Source organism: Devosia sp. P2_G7 (assembly GCF_056403495.1).
Map to the genome: position 1 here is coordinate 54,164 of NZ_JBFUFI010000003.1, position 16,961 is coordinate 71,124.

The following is a 16,961-nucleotide window of genomic DNA, read 5'->3' on the forward strand; positions in this document are numbered from 1 at the left end:
CGCCATCTCCCTCTGAGCGAAGCAAAAAACAGCGGTCGACTGGGCAGCAAGTCTGGCGCATCTGCAACCGATTGGCTACACCAGCCTTGAACCCGAAGCGCCAGCCTCCCGGGGTCTCCATGACCAACGAATCCGACATCGCGGAAATCGGGGAAACCCGGCCCGATCCGAACGCGCTTCGCGGCCCGGACGATCACCTTAACCAAGAGTGGATCGAGCGCCTGCGCGCCCACTTGTCGGCCGGCGAAGAGCATGACGTCGCCGAGATGATGGAGCCGCTGCACGCATCCGATGCGGGCGACGTGCTGGAGGCGCTGGAGCAGGACGAGCGCGTCGCGCTGGTCCAGATGCTGGGCGATAAGTTCGACTACCTGGCGTTGACCGAGGTCGACGACAACGTTCGTACCGACCTGATCGAGGAACTGCCCGCCGAGGACGTGGCGCGCGGCGTCGCGACGCTCGACAACGACGACGCCGTCTACATCCTCGAGGACATGGATGCCGGCGACCGCGAGGAGATCCTCGCGCAGCTGCCGGCCTTCGAGCGGCTGAGCCTCAAGCGCAGCCTCGATTTCCCCGAGGACTCCGCCGGCCGGCGGATGCAGACCGATTTCATCGCCATCCCGCCATTCTGGGCGGTCGGGCAGACCATCGACTACCTGCGGGTCGAGAAGGATCTGCCGGACGAGTTCTTCCAGCTCTACGTCGTCGATCCGAGCTACCGGGTGCTGGGCACCATTCCGCTCGACAAGTTCCTGCGCGCCAGGCGGCAGGTGCGGATCGAAGACCTGATGAACCGCGATGTCCTCACCGTCGATGCGACCGAGGACCAGGAAGAGGCGGCGCGCGACTTCGAGCGCTACGATCTCGTCGAAGTGGGTGTGGTCGATGAGAACAAGCGGCTCGTCGGCGTGCTGACGGTCGACGATATCGTTGACGTGATCCACGAAGAGGCCACCGAAGACATCAAGCTGCTCGGCGGCGTGGGCGACGAAGAGCTGTCGGACAACGTGCTTTCGACTGTGCGCAGCCGTGCGCCGTGGCTGGTGGTCAACCTCTTCACTGCGATGCTGGCCTCGTTCGTCATCAGCCTGTTCAATGGCACCATCGAGCAGATGGTGGCGCTTGCCGCACTGATGCCCATCGTCGCCTCGATGGGCGGCAACGCCGGAACGCAGACCATGACGGTGACGGTGCGTGCGTTGGCGACGCGCGACCTCGATCGCGGCCGGGTCCGCCGGCTGATCACCCGCGAAGTCACCGGCGGCTTCCTCAATGGCTGCATCTTCGCGGTGCTGATCGGGTTGGTCACCTGGCTGCGCTACGCAAATCTGAGTCTGGGGCTGGTGATCGGCCTCGCCATGATCATCAACATGATTGCGGCAGGTAGCGCTGGAATATTGATCCCGCTGAGCCTCAACAGGCTGAAGGTCGACCCTGCGATCGCCTCCTCGGTGTTCGTCACCACCGTGACCGATGTCATTGGATTCTTCGCGTTTCTTGGGCTGGCGGGGCTGTGGTTCGGGCTGTTCTGAAAGCCGTCCACAAGTAATACACGACCTATCCACTGTGGCTTTCCCGCCACTTCCCAACCACGCCCTTGCCGGGTTAACGAATCATTACTGTCGCAATTCCGTCACTGTGTGTGGTTGCGGCAGCCCTATGAACGGCAAGAAGGAGCTTTGATGAGAGGCCAATCAAAGACCGAATGGTGGCGTTCGGCAGTGCCGACGGTGTCCTGGACACTGGTCTGTTTGCTGGCAATGTCACTCGTGTTCACTATCGTTGCCGGCGCCTAGGACGGAGCGCAACTGGACCTGAAGGTCCTTCGATAGTACAGAATTTTGGAAGGGCGCCGGGCCACCGGCGCCCTTCCGCATTTGAGGCCTACCATGAAGCTAATCTTCGGCAACCGTAACTACTCGAGCTGGTCGCTGCGCGCCTGGCTGGTGCTCCGCCACTTTGGAATCCCCTTCGACGAGGACCTGGTCCTGCTCAGCGGCGAAGGCTGGAAAGAAAACCTCCGCAAGAAATCGCCGAGCGGCCGGGTGCCGGTGCTGGTGGATGGCGACGTCGTGCTCCCCGAGACGACCGCCATTTTTGAGTACCTGCACGACAAGTACCCGGCCAAGGGCATCTGGCCGTCCAACCGGGTCGAGCGGGCATATGCGCGCTCTGCCGCAGCCGAGATGCATGGCGGTTTCAACGCGCTGCGCGACGCTGCGCCGATGAACCTGCGTGCCTCGCATCCGGGCAAGGTCGATTTCGACGAGGTCGCCGATGACCTGAAGCGCATCGAGCGGCTGTGGGGCGATCTGCTGTCGCGCTCGGGCGGGCCGTATTTGTTCGGCGCGTTCAACGCCGCGGACGCGATGTTCGCGCCGGTCGCCACTCGCATCCGCACCTACGAGCTGCCGGTCAGCGACCTGGCGCAGGAATATGTCGAGGCGATCTATGCGCTGCCGGCTTTCCAGGAGTGGTTGGCCGAAGCGGTGAAGGAGCCCTGGGTGGTCGAACAAGACGAGATTGACATCATCAACGCCAAGCGGGACGCGGCCGGCAACGCATGATGCATATGATCAAGCTCTGCGTCGGTGTGGCGACGCTGGAGGCCCTGGAGAGCTATCGCAACGAGCGGGCTCACTGGTGGGGCGCCGACTATGGCGAGGACGTCCATGTCCACCGCACTCGCACCATGCCCAAACGCAAGGACGAGATGGAGGGTCAGGGCTCGATCTATTGGGTGATCTCGGGTGTCGTGCGCTGCCGCCAACCGATCCTGCGGCTCGCCGAAGCGGTGGATGAGCAGGGCCTGAAGTGCTGCGACATCATCATGGCGCCGGATATGGTGCGCACGATCCCGCGGCCGAAATCGCCGTTCCAGGGGTGGCGCTATCTCGACCCGAAGGACGCTCCGCCCGACATTGGCCAGGGCGGTTTCGAGGAGGAGGGCTCGATAGAGATCGCCGAGGAACTGGCACGATTGGGATTGATCTGATGGACGTGACTGAGATCAAGGGCGTCACTGTTGGCTTCTACGAGGGGCCGACCATCGCGACCGAAGCGGACTCGAACGATGTGATCGGCGCGACCTACGGGTTGGGCGTCGATCTCATCGCGATTCCTGTGGAGCGGCTGGTGGATGACTTCTTCTGGCTGAGCAGCAGGCTCGCCGGTGCCGTGCTGCAGAAGTTCCAGCAGTATGGCTTCCGGGTCGCCATCCTCGGCGACATTTCCCGCTTCACCGCCGAGAGCCCATCGCTGCGCGACTTCGTCTATGAGAGCAACAAGCGCGGGCAGGTGCTGTTTCTTGCCGACCGCGCGGAGCTGGAAGCGCGGCTTTAGGGTGACGGTCCACGCCCGTCATCGGCAGATGCTGAAACACCCCTTGAACGGTGCAGGCGATCTCATCAATAGTTCCGGCGGGCAGATACATACCGAATCCCGAAATCGCGTCGCTTCGGGTCACCGGAGCGGCAGGGGAGACTGATGGGCAGGACAGGGACGCATGTCATTGTCGTGGGCAATGAGAAGGGCGGCTCAGGCAAGTCGACCACTGCATTCCATCTCGCCGTTTTCCTGATGTATCAAGGCTTTCGCGTCGCCTCGATCGACGTCGACAGCCGCCAGCAGACCCTCACCCAATACGTCCGCAACCGCCGTAACTGGGCCCAGGCACACGACCTGAAGCTGCCGCATGCGACGCACTATCACCTGCCACTGTCGAAGTCGGATTCGGTCAAGGAGAACCAGCGAGTCGAGTTCGACCTGTTCCGGCAGGCGATCATCGAGGTCGAGGGCGACGCGGACTTCCTGATCGTCGACACGCCGGGTTTCGACACCCATCTGACCCGGCTGGCGCACTCGCTGGCCGATACGCTGATCACCCCGCTGAACGACTCGATCATCGACCTCGACGTGATGGCGCATGTGGATCCGGTAACCGGCGATCCGCGGGAGATGAGCCATTACGCACGGCTGGTGCAGCGGGCGCGGACCGAGCGGCTGTCGATCGATGGACGGACCATTGACTGGGTGATCGTGCGCAACCGCATCTCGATGCTGCCGTCGCGCAGCACCAGGATCGTGCAGGGCGCCATAGAGAAGATTGCAGTAAGGCTCGGTTGCCGTGTGGCAGAAGGCATAGCCGAGCGCGTGATCTTTCGCTCGCTGTTCCCGACTGGCATGACCGTGTTCGATCCGCTCGATGAAGAGATGCTCGGCGGGCTGCCCTCGATGTCGCATCTCAGTGCCCGGCAGGAGTACCGGGCGTTGGTCGAGGCGCTGAAGCTGCCGGTAAGCGAGCGGGCCAAGGCGCGGATCGAAGGTGAGAAGGCGCTGGCCGCCACGGCGGGCGAGCCGGTCACCTTCGAGCACATGGCCGGCGAATAGACCTCAGGTTCGCCGGGGCAGCGTGATGTGAACGGCGCGGGCGCCGTCCGGATCGAACACGTCGAGTTCGATCTCGACATGCGGCATCAGCATGCGCCGGGTGCGGGCGCTCAGCGCCATCACCACGCCGAGCAGATCCCCGACGCCGCGGCGTTTGAGACCCGGATTGAAGCGCGTCACCATGGCGTTGACCGCCTGCCTGCGGACAACGGCATCTTCAGACGCGAGAGCCGACTGCCCTACAAATCGGGCGAGTTCGGATAGGCTAGACGTATCGCTCATTTGGGCTACTCCAACACAGGCCACAAATTCGCTTCCCTGGGGCGGCTGCTTTTTGCGTGCTTAGGACTGCATCGCGAGGCAGCTCATCTTGGCTTTCTTGAGCTCGTTGCACACACCGGCCGCGTCTTCACGGCCACCGAAACCGCCGAAGCGGGCGCGGAAGAACACTTGCCCGTTCTTCTCGAACCGCTCGACGTAAGAGCGGAACCCGGTGAGGTCACCAACCTTGGACGAGGCATCGGTGATCAGCGAGTTGGCGCCGCCCTCGGTGGGCGCGGCGCCGATCTGGACGATCCAGCCACCGGTGACGGCCTGCGGCTCCTCTGCCACGGCTGCAACCTGCAGCGCCGGCGGAGGGGTCTGGTCCTCGATGATATCTGGCGCGGTGTCGCCGATGCCGCCCGACGTCATCAGGTCGATCGGCTGGCCTTCTTCGCCGATGCCGACAGGCGGCAGCAGCGGAGCGGACGGGGCGGTCTGGCCCAGCGGAGCCGGGGCTGCGCCGAGCGAGAAGGTATCGCTGAGCCAGGCGCCGATCACATCGAGCGGACGCTCTTCCTGCGGGGCGATGCTGGCGATGGTCGGCCGGGTGGCGAGAGTGTTCGCTGCTTGTACTGCCTCGTCGAAGCCGAGGTCGGCCGGACGTGCCTCCGGCAACGGCGCGGCTTCGCCGATCGAGGCGACGACGATATCGTCGGGCTGCTGCGCGGCTTCCACCGGCTGCAGCTTGGCCGTGACGCTCACCGTGCCGCCACCGAGGCGGAAGGACGGGTAGGGCGCTGGCATAACCGGCACTGGATCGGCGGAGGCGACCATGACGGTGGCGCCCTTGCGGCCCGGCTGCGGGATCATCGCGACATCGAGATAGCCGCCGCTGCGGCTCTTGGGCAGATACTTCTTGACCAGCTCGCGCACCTTCGCATCGCGGGCGCCGCTGGAATCGAAGCCGAACCCGGCAACGACGATGTGGTGTCCATCGGCGCGGGCGGCGGTGAGCAGGTTGAAACCCGAGGCATTGGTGTAGCCGGTCTTGATGCCGTCGACGCCATTGTTGCCGAGCAAGCGGTTGTGGTTGCCGTAGGTGCGCTTGCCGTACGAGAAGCTCTTGGTCTGGAAGAACTCGTAGTAGTTCGGGAAGTGCTGGTAGACGGCGATGCCGAGGATGGCCTGGTCGCGCACCGTGGTCACCTGGCCCTTGTCCGGCAGGCCCGAGGCGTTGCGGTAGGTGGTGCTGGCCATGCCGAGCGCCTTGGCTGTCGACGTCATGCGCTTTGCGAACGCGCTCTCGGAGCCGGAGATGTTCTCGGCGATCACGCGGGCAATGTCGTTGGCGGAAATGGTGACGATCGCCTTGATGGCGTTCTCGACAGTGATGGTCGAGCCGGCCTTGAGGCCGAGCTTGGTCGGCACCGCCTGCGAGGCGTATTTCGAGACGGTGAACTTGGTCTTCAAGGTAATGTTACCAGCCTCGAGTTCCTGGAACAGGACATAGAGGGTCATCACCTTGGTGACGGACGCCGGGTAGCGCGCGGCGTTGGCCGAGCTCTCGTACATCACCTTGCCGGATTTGGCGTCGATCACGATGCCCGCGAACTTGCGCGGCACGGATGCGGCGTCGGCTGCGCTGACCATGGGCAGGATCAATGCGAAGGCCAGCATCACCGCTGCCGCAAGGCGCGAAAACAGCCCGCACATAAGGGAAAAATGCTTTTGCGAAAGCACCCGGTACTCCAACTACTCTCGGGCGGTAACGCCACCCGTACTCTACTCTTGGAGAAGCGGCGGTAGGTCCTCCCCAAACGAGACCCGCCACGCTCCCTGTCAGACGGCAGCTTAGGCAAGCGGTCTTACCATTCCGTAAAATGCGATGGATTTCGGGCACTTGGTTAAGCGGAGGTGACCCGCGCGACCTGCTCCAAAGTTTAGGTAGTTCGGCACTTAACAGTGGGGGAGTTTTGCCTACATAATGGCCTCACCATGCTGCTTCGAACCGATCTTCCCCAGACCCGAGCCATGCGTGCAGCCATCGACCTGACGCTCCTGACGGTTGGCGCCTCTGGCGTGCCGCTGCGCGGGGCCGACGACGACCGCAAGGACGGCAACGGCAATAGGGGAAGCAAGAACGATACGGCGACCATCACCAAGCCGAAGACCAAGAGCAAGCGGCCCAGCCTCTATCGGGTGCTGCTGCTGAATGACGATTACACTCCCATGGAGTTCGTCGTCCTGGTGCTGCAGGATGTGTTCAACAAGACCCGCGAAGAGGCCATGCGCATCATGCTTCACGTCCACAACCAGGGCGTAGGCGAATGCGGCGTGTTCCCCTTCGAGGTGGCCGAGACCAAGGTCACCCGGGTCATGGACGCGGCGCGCAAGAACCAGCACCCACTTCAGTGCGTGATGGAAAAGCAATAGGAACCGACATATGCCCTCTTTCTCCCGCGGACTTGAGAAGGCCCTCCATCAGGCAATGAACCTGGCCCGCGAACGGGCGCATGAGTTCGCGACCCTGGAGCACCTGCTGCTTGCCCTGACTGACGACCGCGACACCATCGCGGTGCTGACCGGTTGCGACGTCGACATCGAGGCTCTGAAGTCGGACCTCGAGGACTTCATCAACGAAGAGCTCGACAGCCTCGTGGTGCCCAATGGGCAGGACGCACGGCCGACGGCAGCATTCCAGCGCGTCATCCAGCGCGCGGTGATCCACGTCCAGTCGTCCGGTAAGGAAGAGGTTACGGGCGCGAACGTGCTCGTCGCCATCTTTGCCGAGCGCGAGAGCCACGCTGCCTATTTCCTTGAGCAGCAGGACATGACGCGGCTCGACGCAGTCAATTTCATCTCGCACGGCATCACCAAGTCCGGCCAAACCGAGGAGCGGCGCGTGCGTGGCGCCGAAACTCCGAGTGGCAGCGGGCAGGGCGAGGAAGGCGAGCGGTCCGGCAACGGGCAGAGCTCAGCCTTGGCCGACTTCTGCGTGAACCTCAATGAGAAGGCCCGGGCCGGCAAGATCGACCCGCTGATCGGCCGCGACGCCGAGCTGCGCCGGACGATCCAGATCCTTTGCCGGCGGTCGAAGAACAACCCGCTCTATGTCGGCGACGCCGGCGTGGGCAAGACCGCCATTGCCGAAGGCCTGGCCCGCAAGATCATCGAAGGCGACGTGCCCGAGGTGCTGCGCGAGTCGGTGATCTACGCGCTCGACATGGGTTCTCTGCTAGCCGGGACCCGCTATCGCGGCGACTTCGAGGAGCGGCTGAAAGCCGTGATGAAGGAGCTTGAGAAGCATCCGGACGCCATCCTGTTCATCGACGAGATCCACACGGTGATCGGCGCCGGTGCCACTTCGGGCGGCGCGCTCGATGCTTCGAACCTGCTGAAGCCGGCTCTGGCTTCGGGCAACATCCGCTGCATCGGCTCGACCACCTACAAGGAGTACCGCCAGTTCTTCGAGAAGGACCGGGCCTTGGTCCGGCGCTTCCAGAAGATCGACGTCGCCGAGCCGACGATCCCCGATGCGATCGAGATCGTGAAGGGGCTACGGCCGTATTTCGAGGACTACCATAAGCTCAAGTACACCGATGACGCCCTGAAGGCTGCTGTCGAGCTCAGCGCCCGGTACATCAATGATCGGAAGCTCCCGGACAAGGCGATCGACGTGATCGACGAGACCGGTGCCAGCCAGATGCTGCTGACCCCGGAGAACCGCAAGACCACGATCGACGTGGAGGATATCGAGCAGACCATCGCCACGATGGCCCGCATCCCGCCCAAGTCGGTGTCGAAGTCGGATACCGAACTGCTCGCCAACCTGGAGAGCAACCTCAAGACGGTGGTGTTCGGCCAGGACCAGGCGATCACTGCGCTCGCTTCGGCGATCAAGCTGGCCCGTGCCGGCCTGCGCGAACCGGAAAAGCCGATCGGCTCGTACCTATTCACCGGCCCCACCGGCGTCGGCAAGACCGAGGTGGCAAAGCAGCTGGCGGATACGCTGGGTGTGGAACTGCTGCGCTTCGACATGTCCGAGTACATGGAGCGGCACACTGTTTCGCGGCTGATCGGTGCCCCTCCGGGCTATGTCGGCTTCGACCAGGGCGGCCTCCTCACCGATGGCGTGGATCAGCATCCGCACTGCGTGGTGCTGCTCGACGAAATCGAGAAAGCCCACCCGGACCTGTTCAACATCCTGTTGCAGGTGATGGACCACGGCAAGCTGACGGACCATAACGGCAAGTCCGTCGATTTCCGCAACGTCATCCTGATCATGACCTCGAACGTCGGGGCCATGGAGCTCTCCAAGGCGCCGATCGGCTTCGGCCGCAAGCGCGAGCAGGGCGACGACGAGGATGCGGTGAACCGGATGTTCACGCCGGAGTTCCGCAACCGCCTCGATGCCATCATCTCGTTCGGGCCGCTGCCGCCGGCAACGGTGCGCCGCGTGGTCGAGAAGTTCGTGCTGCAGCTCGAAGGCCAGCTGGCCGAGCGTGGCGTGACGATCGAGCTGACCCCGGAAGCGGCCGAGTGGCTGGCCGTCCGTGGCTATGACGAGAAGATGGGTGCGCGTCCGCTGGGCCGTGTGATCCAGGAGCACGTCAAGAAGCCGCTGGCCGACCAGGTGCTGTTCGGCGAACTGCAGAACGGCGGTTCGGTCACTGTCGCCGTGGTCGGTATCGGCCCGGATGCCAAGCTCGAGCTGATCGCGGTTCCGCCGCGGCCGGCCCGGCCCAAGGCGATCCCGGCACCCAAGGCCAAGAAGCCCGCAAAGGCGGCCGACAAGCCGGCAGAAGAGAAAAGCTGAGTTTCCATGCAGGGACTAGACGAGGCCGGGAGCGATCCCGGCCTTTTTCTTGAGGGCGAGGGTTTGGGGAGGGACGAATGGGACTTGAAGGCAAGACCATCGCCATAACCGGCGCGGCGCGGGGGTTGGGAGCGGCCCTCTCCATCGTCGCGGCCGACCGCGGCATGATCCCGCTCCTGCTCGGCCGGAATGCGGCGGGCATTGGAGCGGTGGCCGAGGCGATCGAGGCGCGGACGGGGAAGCGCCCGGATGCCTTCGTGTGCGACCTCGCCGATCCGGTGTCGGTGGCCGGTGCGGCAAGCAAGATCGGCGCGGTTTGCCCGGAGCTGGACATCCTGGTCAATTCCGGGTCGCAATGGGTGGGCGGCGCCTATCAGGCGATGACCGACGCGCAGATCGCCGCGGTCGTGGATTCCACCGTGACCGGGACCATGGCGCTGACGCGGCGGCTGCTGCCGCTGTTGCGGGCGCGGCCAGCGGCGGACATTCACACGGTCGTCTCGATGAGCGGCTTGCCCTATGCGCGGATGCGTGGATCGTCGGTTCCGTTCGTGGCGGCCAAGCACGCACAGAACGGCTTCGTGCAGGCGCTGACCGAGGAGATGATCGGCACGAGCGTGCGGGTCACGTCGGTGCATCCGGGACATATCGAGGATAGCTCGCCGCTCGAGGAGGGCTGGGACGTGCCGCGCGGCGCGGCCGATCCGCTGACCGATCGCGATGTGGTGGAGGCGATCCTTTACGTGCTCGGCCAGCCGCCGAACGTGGCGATCCGCTCGCTGGTGATCGAGCGGCAGCAGACCGAGTTCCTGTCCTGACCTAGGCCGGAACAGCGGGTTCCGAGGCGCTTCGTCGGGTGATTTCGCGGTGCGCTGCGACGATTGCAGCTTCGATGGTGCTTTCGTAGAGCACCTCTGGCGGCCGTACCCCGTGCGACGTCAGGGACTTTCGCGCGGCAGGCGTGGTGCCCGAGATCAGCAGCACGACGTGGTGGCGGGCGGCTTTGCGGGCGATGCCCTCGATAGTGTTGGCGGCGGTCGAGTCGATGAAAGGTACCGCCGAGAAGTCGATGACGAAGGCGCGGTGCTGGTCGGCGATGCGATCGAGGACCGAGCCGACCGTCGATGCCGCGCCGAAGAAGAAGGCGCCGGTGATGCGGTAAACGGCGACGTCGGGATCGGTGGCGATGCTGGGATCGTAGGGCCGGCGGGCCGCGCCGGCGGTGTCCGCCTGATCCTCGGGGATGGGCGGTACATGCACCTCTACGCCGGCCGATTGCGCCATGCGGTGGATGAACAGCAGCGCGCCGAGCGCGAAGCCGACGACAATGCCCTCGGTGAGGCCGCGGAAGACCGTGAGGCCGAAGGTCGCGAGCAGCACCACGGCGTCGCCGGGTGACGTCCGGAGCAGCGTGGCGAAGGCCTGCTTCTCCGCCATGTTCCAGGCAACGACCACCAGCACACCAGCCAGCGCCGCAAGCGGGATGAAGCTCGCCAGAGGTGCCGCGACCAGCATGAACAGCACGATGAAGGCGGAGTGGAACATGCCGGCGAGCGGGCTGCGGGCGCCCGAGCGGACGTTAGTGGCAGTACGGGCCACAGTGCCGGTGGCGCAGATGCCGCCGAACAGCGCCGAGCCGATATTGGCGATGCCTTGGGCGACGAGCTCCATGTTCGATCGATGCCGCCGGCCGGTCATGCCGTCGGCCACCATGGCGGAGAGCAGCGACTCGATGGCCCCGAGCAGGGCGAATGAGATGGCGTCGGGCAGGACGGCCTGCGCCTTGTCGAGCGAGAACGACGGCAGGGAGGGACTGGGCAGGGAGTTGGGGATGCCGCCGAAGCGGGTGCCGATCGTCTCGACAGGCAGGTTCAGCAGCGCCGCGGCCAGCGAAGCGGCAATGACGGCGATGAGAATGCCGGGCCAGTGCGGCCGCCAGCGCCGCAGCCCCACGATGATGCCAACACTGAGGGCAGCTATCCCGAGCGCGGCGGGGCTCGTCGTGCCAATGCCCCCGGCAAGCGCCTCGAGCTTGGGAAGAATATCTCCGGGAACGGCAGCCGGCAGGCTGAGCCCGAAGAGATCCTGGATCTGGCCGACGAACAGGATCACGGCGATGCCGGAGATGAAACCGACGGTCACCGGGTAGGGGATGAACTTGATGTAGCTGCCGAGGCGGAACACGCCCATCAGCAGCAGGAACAGGCCGGCCATGATGGTGGCGAGTAGCAGCCCGTCGAGCCCGTGCCGGCTGATGGTGGCGGCGACCAGCACCGTGAAGGCGGCGGCCGGGCCGCCGATCTGGAAGCGGCTGCCGCCCAGCGCCGAGATCAGGAAGCCACCGATGGCCGCCGTGAACAGCCCTCGTTCGGGCGTGGTGCCAGAGGCGATGGCAATGGCCATGGAGAGCGGCAGCGCGACGATGGCCACGGTCAGCCCGGCCAGAACGTCCGCCCGCAGGTCGGCGAGACCATAGCCCTCGCGCAGGACAGTGATCAGTTTGGGGGTGAACAGGTCGGTGAGTGCAGGTGACGGAGCGGCGCGGGAAGTCGGGGCAGTACTGGCCATCGGATCATTCGCCTTTCGCGAACAAGCGCGGCGATCATCGGGGGCTGGGGCCGTGATCGCCCGTATGACGTCTGGAACTCAATCGATCTTAGGCATGGGTCGTCGGAGGCGCACGCCGCGGCCGCCGGTGTCGCTCCGGGCGTTGTCGCCGATCAACTCGACACCCGCCTCGTTCAGCGCCTCGATCACTTTGGTGAGGGTTTCGACGATGCCGCGTACGGTGCCATCGCTGGCTTCCATGCGCTGGATGGTCGGCAGCGACACCCCAGCCATGTCGGCCAGGGTCTTCTGGTCGATGCCGAGCAGGGCCCGGGCGGCGCGGAGTTGCGAGGCAGTCATCATCGTGTGCTAACGCCTGGACCAGCAAGTCTAGGGTAGAATGTCGACGAACTAATGCTCAGAACATCACTGTTGAGAGGCTAGCACCTCTGCCCGGAGTCGCAAAGCGTGTGGACTAGTCCGGCCTGCGGACGATGAAACCGGCCATGAACAGCAGGTACACCGCTCCCGGGATGACCAGCGCCCCGACTTGCCAATATCCGTAGGCGGCAGCGCCAATGAAGGCGCCGAACAGTAGCGCGAACCAGACCAACAGGTGCTGGGCCCAGCGCAACGGCGGGGCTTCGCGGCGGACGGCGCGCGCCATATCCTGGCCCACAGCGAACAGCGTCCCGGTGACGAAGGTCGTGCCGAGCCGGGCGGCTCCGGTTTGCGGCAGCACCGCATTCTGTGCGCCTGCGGCAGCCGCCAGCGCGAGCATCGCCTGTGCGGCGGAAAAGCCGTTGGTGTGGAGCGTCAGGGTGATGAGCAGGCCGGCAATCACGATGGCCAGCACGCCGACCCGGCCGCGACGATTGCCGATGCTGGAGACCAGGCTGCCGAGAAAGCTGCCGATGACGAACATGACCACCAGGCCGGCAGGGAGTGCCAGCGCGGGGCCCAGATGTGCGAGGCCGGCGCCCAGTTGCGTAGTGTTGCCGCTCATGAACGAGGTGTAGAAGCCCCCCAGTTCGATGAAGCCGACGACGTCGATCATGCCCGCGGCAGCGGTCAACAGCAGGCCCAGGGAGAGATGCGGCGCCGGAGTCACGTCAGATTGGCTGCGATCGCCTTGGCCTGTGCGGCAAGTTCGGCATCGTCAGCCTTGCCGCTGTCGCCGTGCCGCCCGACGGGGATACCCTCGTAGACCGGGATGACGTGGAAATGCAGGTGGAACACCGACTGGCCGGCCGGCGCCTCGTTGTACTGCACGACGCGGATGCCGTCGGGGTTGAGGGCGGTCTGGGTGGCCTTGGCGACGCGCTGCACCTGGCTGATCGCCCTGGCGAGGACCGCCGGATCGGCATCGAGCAGGTTACGCGAAGCGGCCTTGGGGATGATCAGGACGTGACCCTTGGACTGCGGGAAGATGTCCATCATGACGAAGACATCGGCATCCTCGTAGACCTTGTGCGATGGGATTTCGCCCTTGATGATCCTGGAGAAGATGTTGCTCGGATCGTAGGCGGTCACGAGGCGGTCTCCATCACGTCGTCGGTGTCGTAGAAGTTGCCCGGGTAGCTCTCGATCGTCTCCTCGACGATGTCGGCGGCGAGGCCGGTGCCATCCTCGAGGACGAGGCGGTCGCGGAGTTCGGTCGCGGCGATCTGGAACGTGGTGTCGGTGGCGAGTTCATCGAGCGCCGAGGCGAGGATGCCCGGGGTAAGTTTCCGCAGGCGCACCGGGGCAGGGCCGCAGCCGAGTTCGTAGACGCGGCGGCCCCAGTAGGGCTGGTCGAAGAAGTGCGGTACGACGAAGGTCGGGCGACCGGCATAAAGGCCGGCATACGTGGTGCCGGCGCCGCCATGATGGACCAGCGCCTTCATCAGCGGGAACAGCTTGGTGTGGGGCGCCTTGTCGATGGTGTAGACGGTCTCGGGCAGGTCTTCGGCCTTGATGCCGCCCCAGCCCTTGCCGACGACGGCGCGGCCGCCCCATTCCTTGAGCGCTTTGGTGATGATTTCGGTGTTGCGCGCCGCGCCCCAGGGCATCGAACCAAAGCCGAGATAGATCGGCGCTTCGCCGGCATCGAGGAACTTGCGGAACGACGCGTCGGGTTGCCAATTGGTGATGTCGTCGAGCCGCCAGAAGCCGGTGACGGTGGTGGTCTCCGGCCAATCGCCGGGGCGGGGGGAGATCACGGGGGAATAGGCGTGCAGCGCCGGGATCGGCTCGCCGCGGGCGTTCTTGGAGAAGCCCGAGCGCTTGCGGCTGCGGAGGCCGAGAAGCTTGGCGCGCATCCGGTCGCGCGGGAAATCATAGTAGCTCTGGTGCGCGGCCTGGACGACGTAGCTCAGCCGGTTGAACAGCGGATCGAGGCTGATGCGGTTGAACAGCGGCTCGGGCTGCGGGCCGTCATAGCCGAAGTACGGGAACTCGCCGGTCGGGTTGATCGGCTGGAACGCCGTCATGATCGCCGGGATGTCCAGCGCCTCGGCGATGTCGACGGCGAAGTTGGTGGTCTGGTGGAAGATGATGGCGTCGACGTCCTGGGCGGTGGCCCAGAGGTGCCGGCAGGCCTCCTTCATGATCTTCTGGCCGTCGCGGAGCAGCTTTGGCGCGTAAAGCAGCGAGTTCTTCGACATGACGTTGTCGAACTGGCTCTGCCGCATAAAGGCCTGGATGTCGCTGCCCAGCGTCGCGAACTCGACGCCGTGGCCGGTGACGAAGCCCTCGAAATCGCTGGTGGCGCAGAGCACGACCGAATGCCCGCGCTTCTTCAGCGCGAGCGACAGCGCGACGAAGGGCTGAACGTCTCCCATCGTACCAATCGCGGCTATGGCGATGCGCTTGCTCATTCAGTCTCCGTCGGCCTCGGGATGAGGCGGGGCGTCATATCCATCGCGAGTGTGGTCTGGCTGAGGCGGCAAGGTACCGCGCCAGACCCAAACCCGTCCAGTGTGGTGCTTTCGAACCACAGCGGCGAAGGCCGCGCAACTCCCAGCTATTGCGGGTCCCCATGTCTGAATGGGGTGTAGCGCTCCAGCGCCTCCTGTTCGCGCGCCACCGATGCGCGTTCCTGCGCGACGAAACGGGACACCGCGTCGCGGAGACCCGGGTGGCCGATCCAGTGAACGGAGCGGGTGGTGGCGGGAGCGTAGCCCCGCGCCAGCTTGTGCTCGCCCTGCGCGCCGGCCTCGACCACGGGCAGCTTGTGCGCGATGGCGAAGTCGATGGCCTGGTAGTAGCAGAGCTCGAAATGGAGGAACGGCACGTTGCGGGTGGCGCCCCAGTAGCGGCCGTAGAGCCGATCGTGCCCAATCATGCTGAAGGTGCCGGCGATAGGCTCGTCGCCGTCATAGGCGAACATCAACAGCACCCGGTCGGCCATGGCCTCGGAGAGCAGCGAGAAGAAGCGGCGGTTGAGGTAAGGCCGACCCCACTTGCGGCTGCCGGTATCCTGGTAGAACTCGAAGAACGCGTCCCAGACACTCTCGGTGAGGTCGGCGCCGGTGAGCCATTTCACCGTCAGACCGTCGGCCTCCAGCGCATCGCGGCGCTCGCGACGGGTAACCTTGCGGTGACGCGATGACAGGGTGCCGAGGAAGTCCTCAAAGCTCGAGAAACCGTCATTGTGCCAGTGGTACTGGGTGTCGTGGCGCACCAGCCAGCCGGAGGCGCGGGCGAGATCGGCCTCGGCCTCGCTGACGAAGGTGGCGTGGACCGACGAGATGTTGTTGCGGGTGGCGAGCGTTTCGGCGGTGCGGATCAGCGCGGTGCGGCTGGCGTCGTCGCGGGCGAGGAAGCGTGGGCCGGTCACCGGGGTGAAGGGCACGGCGCATTGCAGCTTGGGGTAGTACTCACCGCCGGTGCGGGCGAAGGCATCGGCCCAGCCGTGGTCGAAGACATATTCGCCCTGCGAGTGCGACTTGAGGTAGAGCGGCATGGCCCCGACCGGGGCGCCGCCACTGTTGCTGAGCAGGATGTGCTGCGGCTGCCAGCCGGTGCGGTTGGAGGCAGAGCCGGACTGCTCCAGCGCCAGCAGGAAGCGGTGATCGAGGAAGGGGTTGTCGACTACCCCGTCATGACTCGGGGCCAGTCCGTTCCATACCTCCGCGGGGATCTCCGCGATGGAGCTGAGCACGTCGGCGCTGAGCGTTTCCTCAGGCACTTGGCGGATCGAACCCCTCGAATACGATCTGGTCGGCCTTGCCGAGCACGGCGAGCGCCGCGGCCGGCGACTTGATGGTCCAGGCGGTGACCGGCATGCCGAACGAGCGGAACAGCTTCACTGCCGGCAGATCGAGCGACTTGTCGCGGCATGAGATGAAATCGAAGCGGCTCGCCGGCCAGTGCAGCAAGTGGCGCAGCACGAACTTCGTGCCGTCGCTCAGATGCTGGTCCCACTCCGGTTCATCATAGGCATAAGTGACGATGCCGACGGGCATGGTGGCGCCGCGCTTCTTCACCTCGATGATCAGCTTGGGGTCGAAGGATTCGAGCGTCACCGGACCCCGATAGCCCTTGAGGCCATCCATCACCGTCTGCGCCAGCACTTCGGTCGAGGCCTGGTTCGGCTGCTGTTTCAATTCGATCTGCAGCAGTACGCGTCCGTTGATCTGGGCGAGGAACTCGTCGAAGCGCTGCGGGGTATCGCCGGCGGCACTGTCGAGCAGGGTGTAGCTCGCGAGCTCCGCCATGCTGCGCGCGCCGACCGGACCGGTGACGCCGGTCAGCCGGTCGAGATCGTCGTCGTGGAAGATCATCGGGATGCCGTCGCGGCTGAGCTGGACGTCGCACTCGATGGCGTAGCCACGGTCGATCGCCGCGGCGAAGGCGCTCGCGGTGTTCTCGATGATGCCGCGAGCGCGGTCATGCAGACCGCGATGGGCGATAGGGCGGTCGAAATTGGGTTTGGCGCTCATGCTTCTAAGCCGTCATA

17 protein-coding genes are annotated in these 16,961 nt (G+C 65.1%); 8 read left to right on the forward strand and 9 right to left on the reverse strand.

Translation table 11 applies throughout. The features are described 5' to 3' along the window. Window positions 1-119: 119 nt before the first annotated feature. The 5 genes from mgtE to AC1DWU_RS06315 all read left to right on the forward strand — a co-directional run bounded on the left by mgtE (window position 120) and on the right by AC1DWU_RS06315 (window position 4,392). Complete coding sequence (mgtE, locus tag AC1DWU_RS06295) at window positions 120-1,535, forward strand: magnesium transporter (protein WP_477149130.1); 1,416 nt, start codon at window positions 120-122, stop codon at window positions 1,533-1,535. 357 nt (window positions 1,536-1,892) lie between these two features. After that, window positions 1,893-2,570, forward strand: a complete 678-nt coding sequence (locus AC1DWU_RS06300; RefSeq protein ID WP_477149131.1) for a glutathione S-transferase family protein — start codon at window positions 1,893-1,895, stop codon at window positions 2,568-2,570. Beyond that, window positions 2,567-2,998 carry a DUF1489 family protein gene (locus AC1DWU_RS06305; protein ID WP_477149132.1) on the forward strand — a complete coding sequence of 144 codons (432 nt, stop codon included), beginning with the start codon at window positions 2,567-2,569 and terminating at the stop codon, window positions 2,996-2,998. The genes AC1DWU_RS06300 and AC1DWU_RS06305 overlap by 4 nt, the downstream gene beginning before the upstream one ends. Continuing rightward, window positions 2,998-3,345: a DUF4180 domain-containing protein gene (locus AC1DWU_RS06310; RefSeq protein ID WP_477149133.1), complete on the forward strand. Its 348-nt coding sequence runs from the start codon at window positions 2,998-3,000 to the stop codon at window positions 3,343-3,345. The genes AC1DWU_RS06305 and AC1DWU_RS06310 overlap by 1 nt, the downstream gene beginning before the upstream one ends. 144 nt (window positions 3,346-3,489) lie before the next feature. Further along, window positions 3,490-4,392 carry a division plane positioning ATPase MipZ gene (locus AC1DWU_RS06315; protein WP_477149134.1) on the forward strand — a complete coding sequence of 301 codons (903 nt, stop codon included), beginning with the start codon at window positions 3,490-3,492 and terminating at the stop codon, window positions 4,390-4,392. 3 nt (window positions 4,393-4,395) lie between these two features. Here AC1DWU_RS06315 and AC1DWU_RS06320 read toward each other — a convergent pair whose 3' ends face one another. Beyond that, complete coding sequence (locus AC1DWU_RS06320) at window positions 4,396-4,674, reverse strand: hypothetical protein (RefSeq protein WP_477149135.1); 279 nt, start codon at window positions 4,672-4,674, stop codon at window positions 4,396-4,398. Between the two features lie 60 nt (window positions 4,675-4,734). Further along, window positions 4,735-6,396 (reverse strand): SPOR domain-containing protein, encoded by a 1,662-nt coding sequence (locus AC1DWU_RS06325; protein ID WP_477149136.1) that lies wholly within the window; start codon window positions 6,394-6,396, stop codon window positions 4,735-4,737. Window positions 6,397-6,687: 291 nt separating this feature from the next. Here AC1DWU_RS06325 and clpS point away from each other — a divergent pair, with 291 nt between their 5' ends. The 3 genes from clpS to AC1DWU_RS06340 all read left to right on the forward strand — a co-directional run bounded on the left by clpS (window position 6,688) and on the right by AC1DWU_RS06340 (window position 10,290). Further along, window positions 6,688-7,089 carry an ATP-dependent Clp protease adapter ClpS gene (clpS, locus tag AC1DWU_RS06330; protein ID WP_477149137.1) on the forward strand — a complete coding sequence of 134 codons (402 nt, stop codon included), beginning with the start codon at window positions 6,688-6,690 and terminating at the stop codon, window positions 7,087-7,089. Window positions 7,090-7,099: 10 nt separating this feature from the next. Further along, window positions 7,100-9,472: an ATP-dependent Clp protease ATP-binding subunit ClpA gene (gene clpA / locus AC1DWU_RS06335; protein WP_477149138.1), complete on the forward strand. Its 2,373-nt coding sequence runs from the start codon at window positions 7,100-7,102 to the stop codon at window positions 9,470-9,472. Window positions 9,473-9,549: 77 nt separating this feature from the next. Beyond that, entirely contained in the window at window positions 9,550-10,290 is a 741-nt protein-coding gene (locus AC1DWU_RS06340; protein WP_477149139.1) for an SDR family oxidoreductase, read from the forward strand. Window position 10,291: 1 nt separating this feature from the next. Here AC1DWU_RS06340 and AC1DWU_RS06345 read toward each other — a convergent pair whose 3' ends face one another. The 7 genes from AC1DWU_RS06345 to AC1DWU_RS06375 all read right to left on the reverse strand — a co-directional run bounded on the left by AC1DWU_RS06345 (window position 10,292) and on the right by AC1DWU_RS06375 (window position 16,944). Next, window positions 10,292-12,040, reverse strand: a complete 1,749-nt coding sequence (locus AC1DWU_RS06345; protein WP_477149140.1) for a SulP family inorganic anion transporter — start codon at window positions 12,038-12,040, stop codon at window positions 10,292-10,294. Between the two features lie 78 nt (window positions 12,041-12,118). Continuing rightward, a complete protein-coding gene (locus AC1DWU_RS06350) occupies window positions 12,119-12,382 on the reverse strand; it encodes a helix-turn-helix domain-containing protein (protein ID WP_477149141.1) in 264 nt (87 codons plus the stop codon). Window positions 12,383-12,494: 112 nt separating this feature from the next. Next, window positions 12,495-13,094 carry a YoaK family protein gene (locus AC1DWU_RS06355; RefSeq protein WP_477149142.1) on the reverse strand — a complete coding sequence of 200 codons (600 nt, stop codon included), beginning with the start codon at window positions 13,092-13,094 and terminating at the stop codon, window positions 12,495-12,497. A 32-nt stretch (window positions 13,095-13,126) separates the two neighbouring features. Then, window positions 13,127-13,552, reverse strand: a complete 426-nt coding sequence (locus tag AC1DWU_RS06360; RefSeq protein WP_477149143.1) for an HIT family protein — start codon at window positions 13,550-13,552, stop codon at window positions 13,127-13,129. Further along, entirely contained in the window at window positions 13,549-14,877 is a 1,329-nt protein-coding gene (locus AC1DWU_RS06365) for a glycosyltransferase (protein ID WP_477149144.1), read from the reverse strand. The genes AC1DWU_RS06360 and AC1DWU_RS06365 overlap by 4 nt, the downstream gene beginning before the upstream one ends. A 146-nt stretch (window positions 14,878-15,023) precedes the next feature. Continuing rightward, the gene (locus tag AC1DWU_RS06370) at window positions 15,024-16,190 is read right to left on the reverse strand and encodes a GNAT family N-acetyltransferase (RefSeq protein ID WP_477149145.1); all 1,167 of its coding nucleotides are present in this window, start codon (window positions 16,188-16,190) and stop codon (window positions 15,024-15,026) included. Further along, entirely contained in the window at window positions 16,183-16,944 is a 762-nt protein-coding gene (locus AC1DWU_RS06375; protein WP_477149146.1) for a glycerophosphodiester phosphodiesterase family protein, read from the reverse strand. Before AC1DWU_RS06375 ends, AC1DWU_RS06370 begins: the two co-directional genes overlap by 8 nt. Window positions 16,945-16,961: the final 17 nt, after the last annotated feature.

Bases quoted from the DNA above. Each gene is read 5' to 3' on its own strand.
- mgtE (WP_477149130.1), top strand. From the start codon at position 120: ATGACCAACGAATCCGACATCGCGGAAATCGGGGAAACCCGGCCCGAT.
- AC1DWU_RS06300 (WP_477149131.1), top strand. From the start codon at position 1,893: ATGAAGCTAATCTTCGGCAACCGTAACTACTCGAGCTGGTCGCTGCGC.
- AC1DWU_RS06305 (WP_477149132.1), top strand. From the start codon at position 2,567: ATGATGCATATGATCAAGCTCTGCGTCGGTGTGGCGACGCTGGAGGCC.
- AC1DWU_RS06310 (WP_477149133.1), top strand. From the start codon at position 2,998: ATGGACGTGACTGAGATCAAGGGCGTCACTGTTGGCTTCTACGAGGGG.
- AC1DWU_RS06315 (WP_477149134.1), top strand. From the start codon at position 3,490: ATGGGCAGGACAGGGACGCATGTCATTGTCGTGGGCAATGAGAAGGGC.
- AC1DWU_RS06320 (WP_477149135.1), bottom strand. From the start codon at position 4,674: ATGAGCGATACGTCTAGCCTATCCGAACTCGCCCGATTTGTAGGGCAG.
- clpS (WP_477149137.1), top strand. From the start codon at position 6,688: ATGCGTGCAGCCATCGACCTGACGCTCCTGACGGTTGGCGCCTCTGGC.
- clpA (WP_477149138.1), top strand. From the start codon at position 7,100: ATGCCCTCTTTCTCCCGCGGACTTGAGAAGGCCCTCCATCAGGCAATG.
- AC1DWU_RS06340 (WP_477149139.1), top strand. From the start codon at position 9,550: ATGGGACTTGAAGGCAAGACCATCGCCATAACCGGCGCGGCGCGGGGG.
- AC1DWU_RS06345 (WP_477149140.1), bottom strand. From the start codon at position 12,040: ATGGCCAGTACTGCCCCGACTTCCCGCGCCGCTCCGTCACCTGCACTC.
- AC1DWU_RS06350 (WP_477149141.1), bottom strand. From the start codon at position 12,382: ATGATGACTGCCTCGCAACTCCGCGCCGCCCGGGCCCTGCTCGGCATC.
- AC1DWU_RS06365 (WP_477149144.1), bottom strand. From the start codon at position 14,877: ATGAGCAAGCGCATCGCCATAGCCGCGATTGGTACGATGGGAGACGTT.
- AC1DWU_RS06375 (WP_477149146.1), bottom strand. From the start codon at position 16,944: ATGAGCGCCAAACCCAATTTCGACCGCCCTATCGCCCATCGCGGTCTG.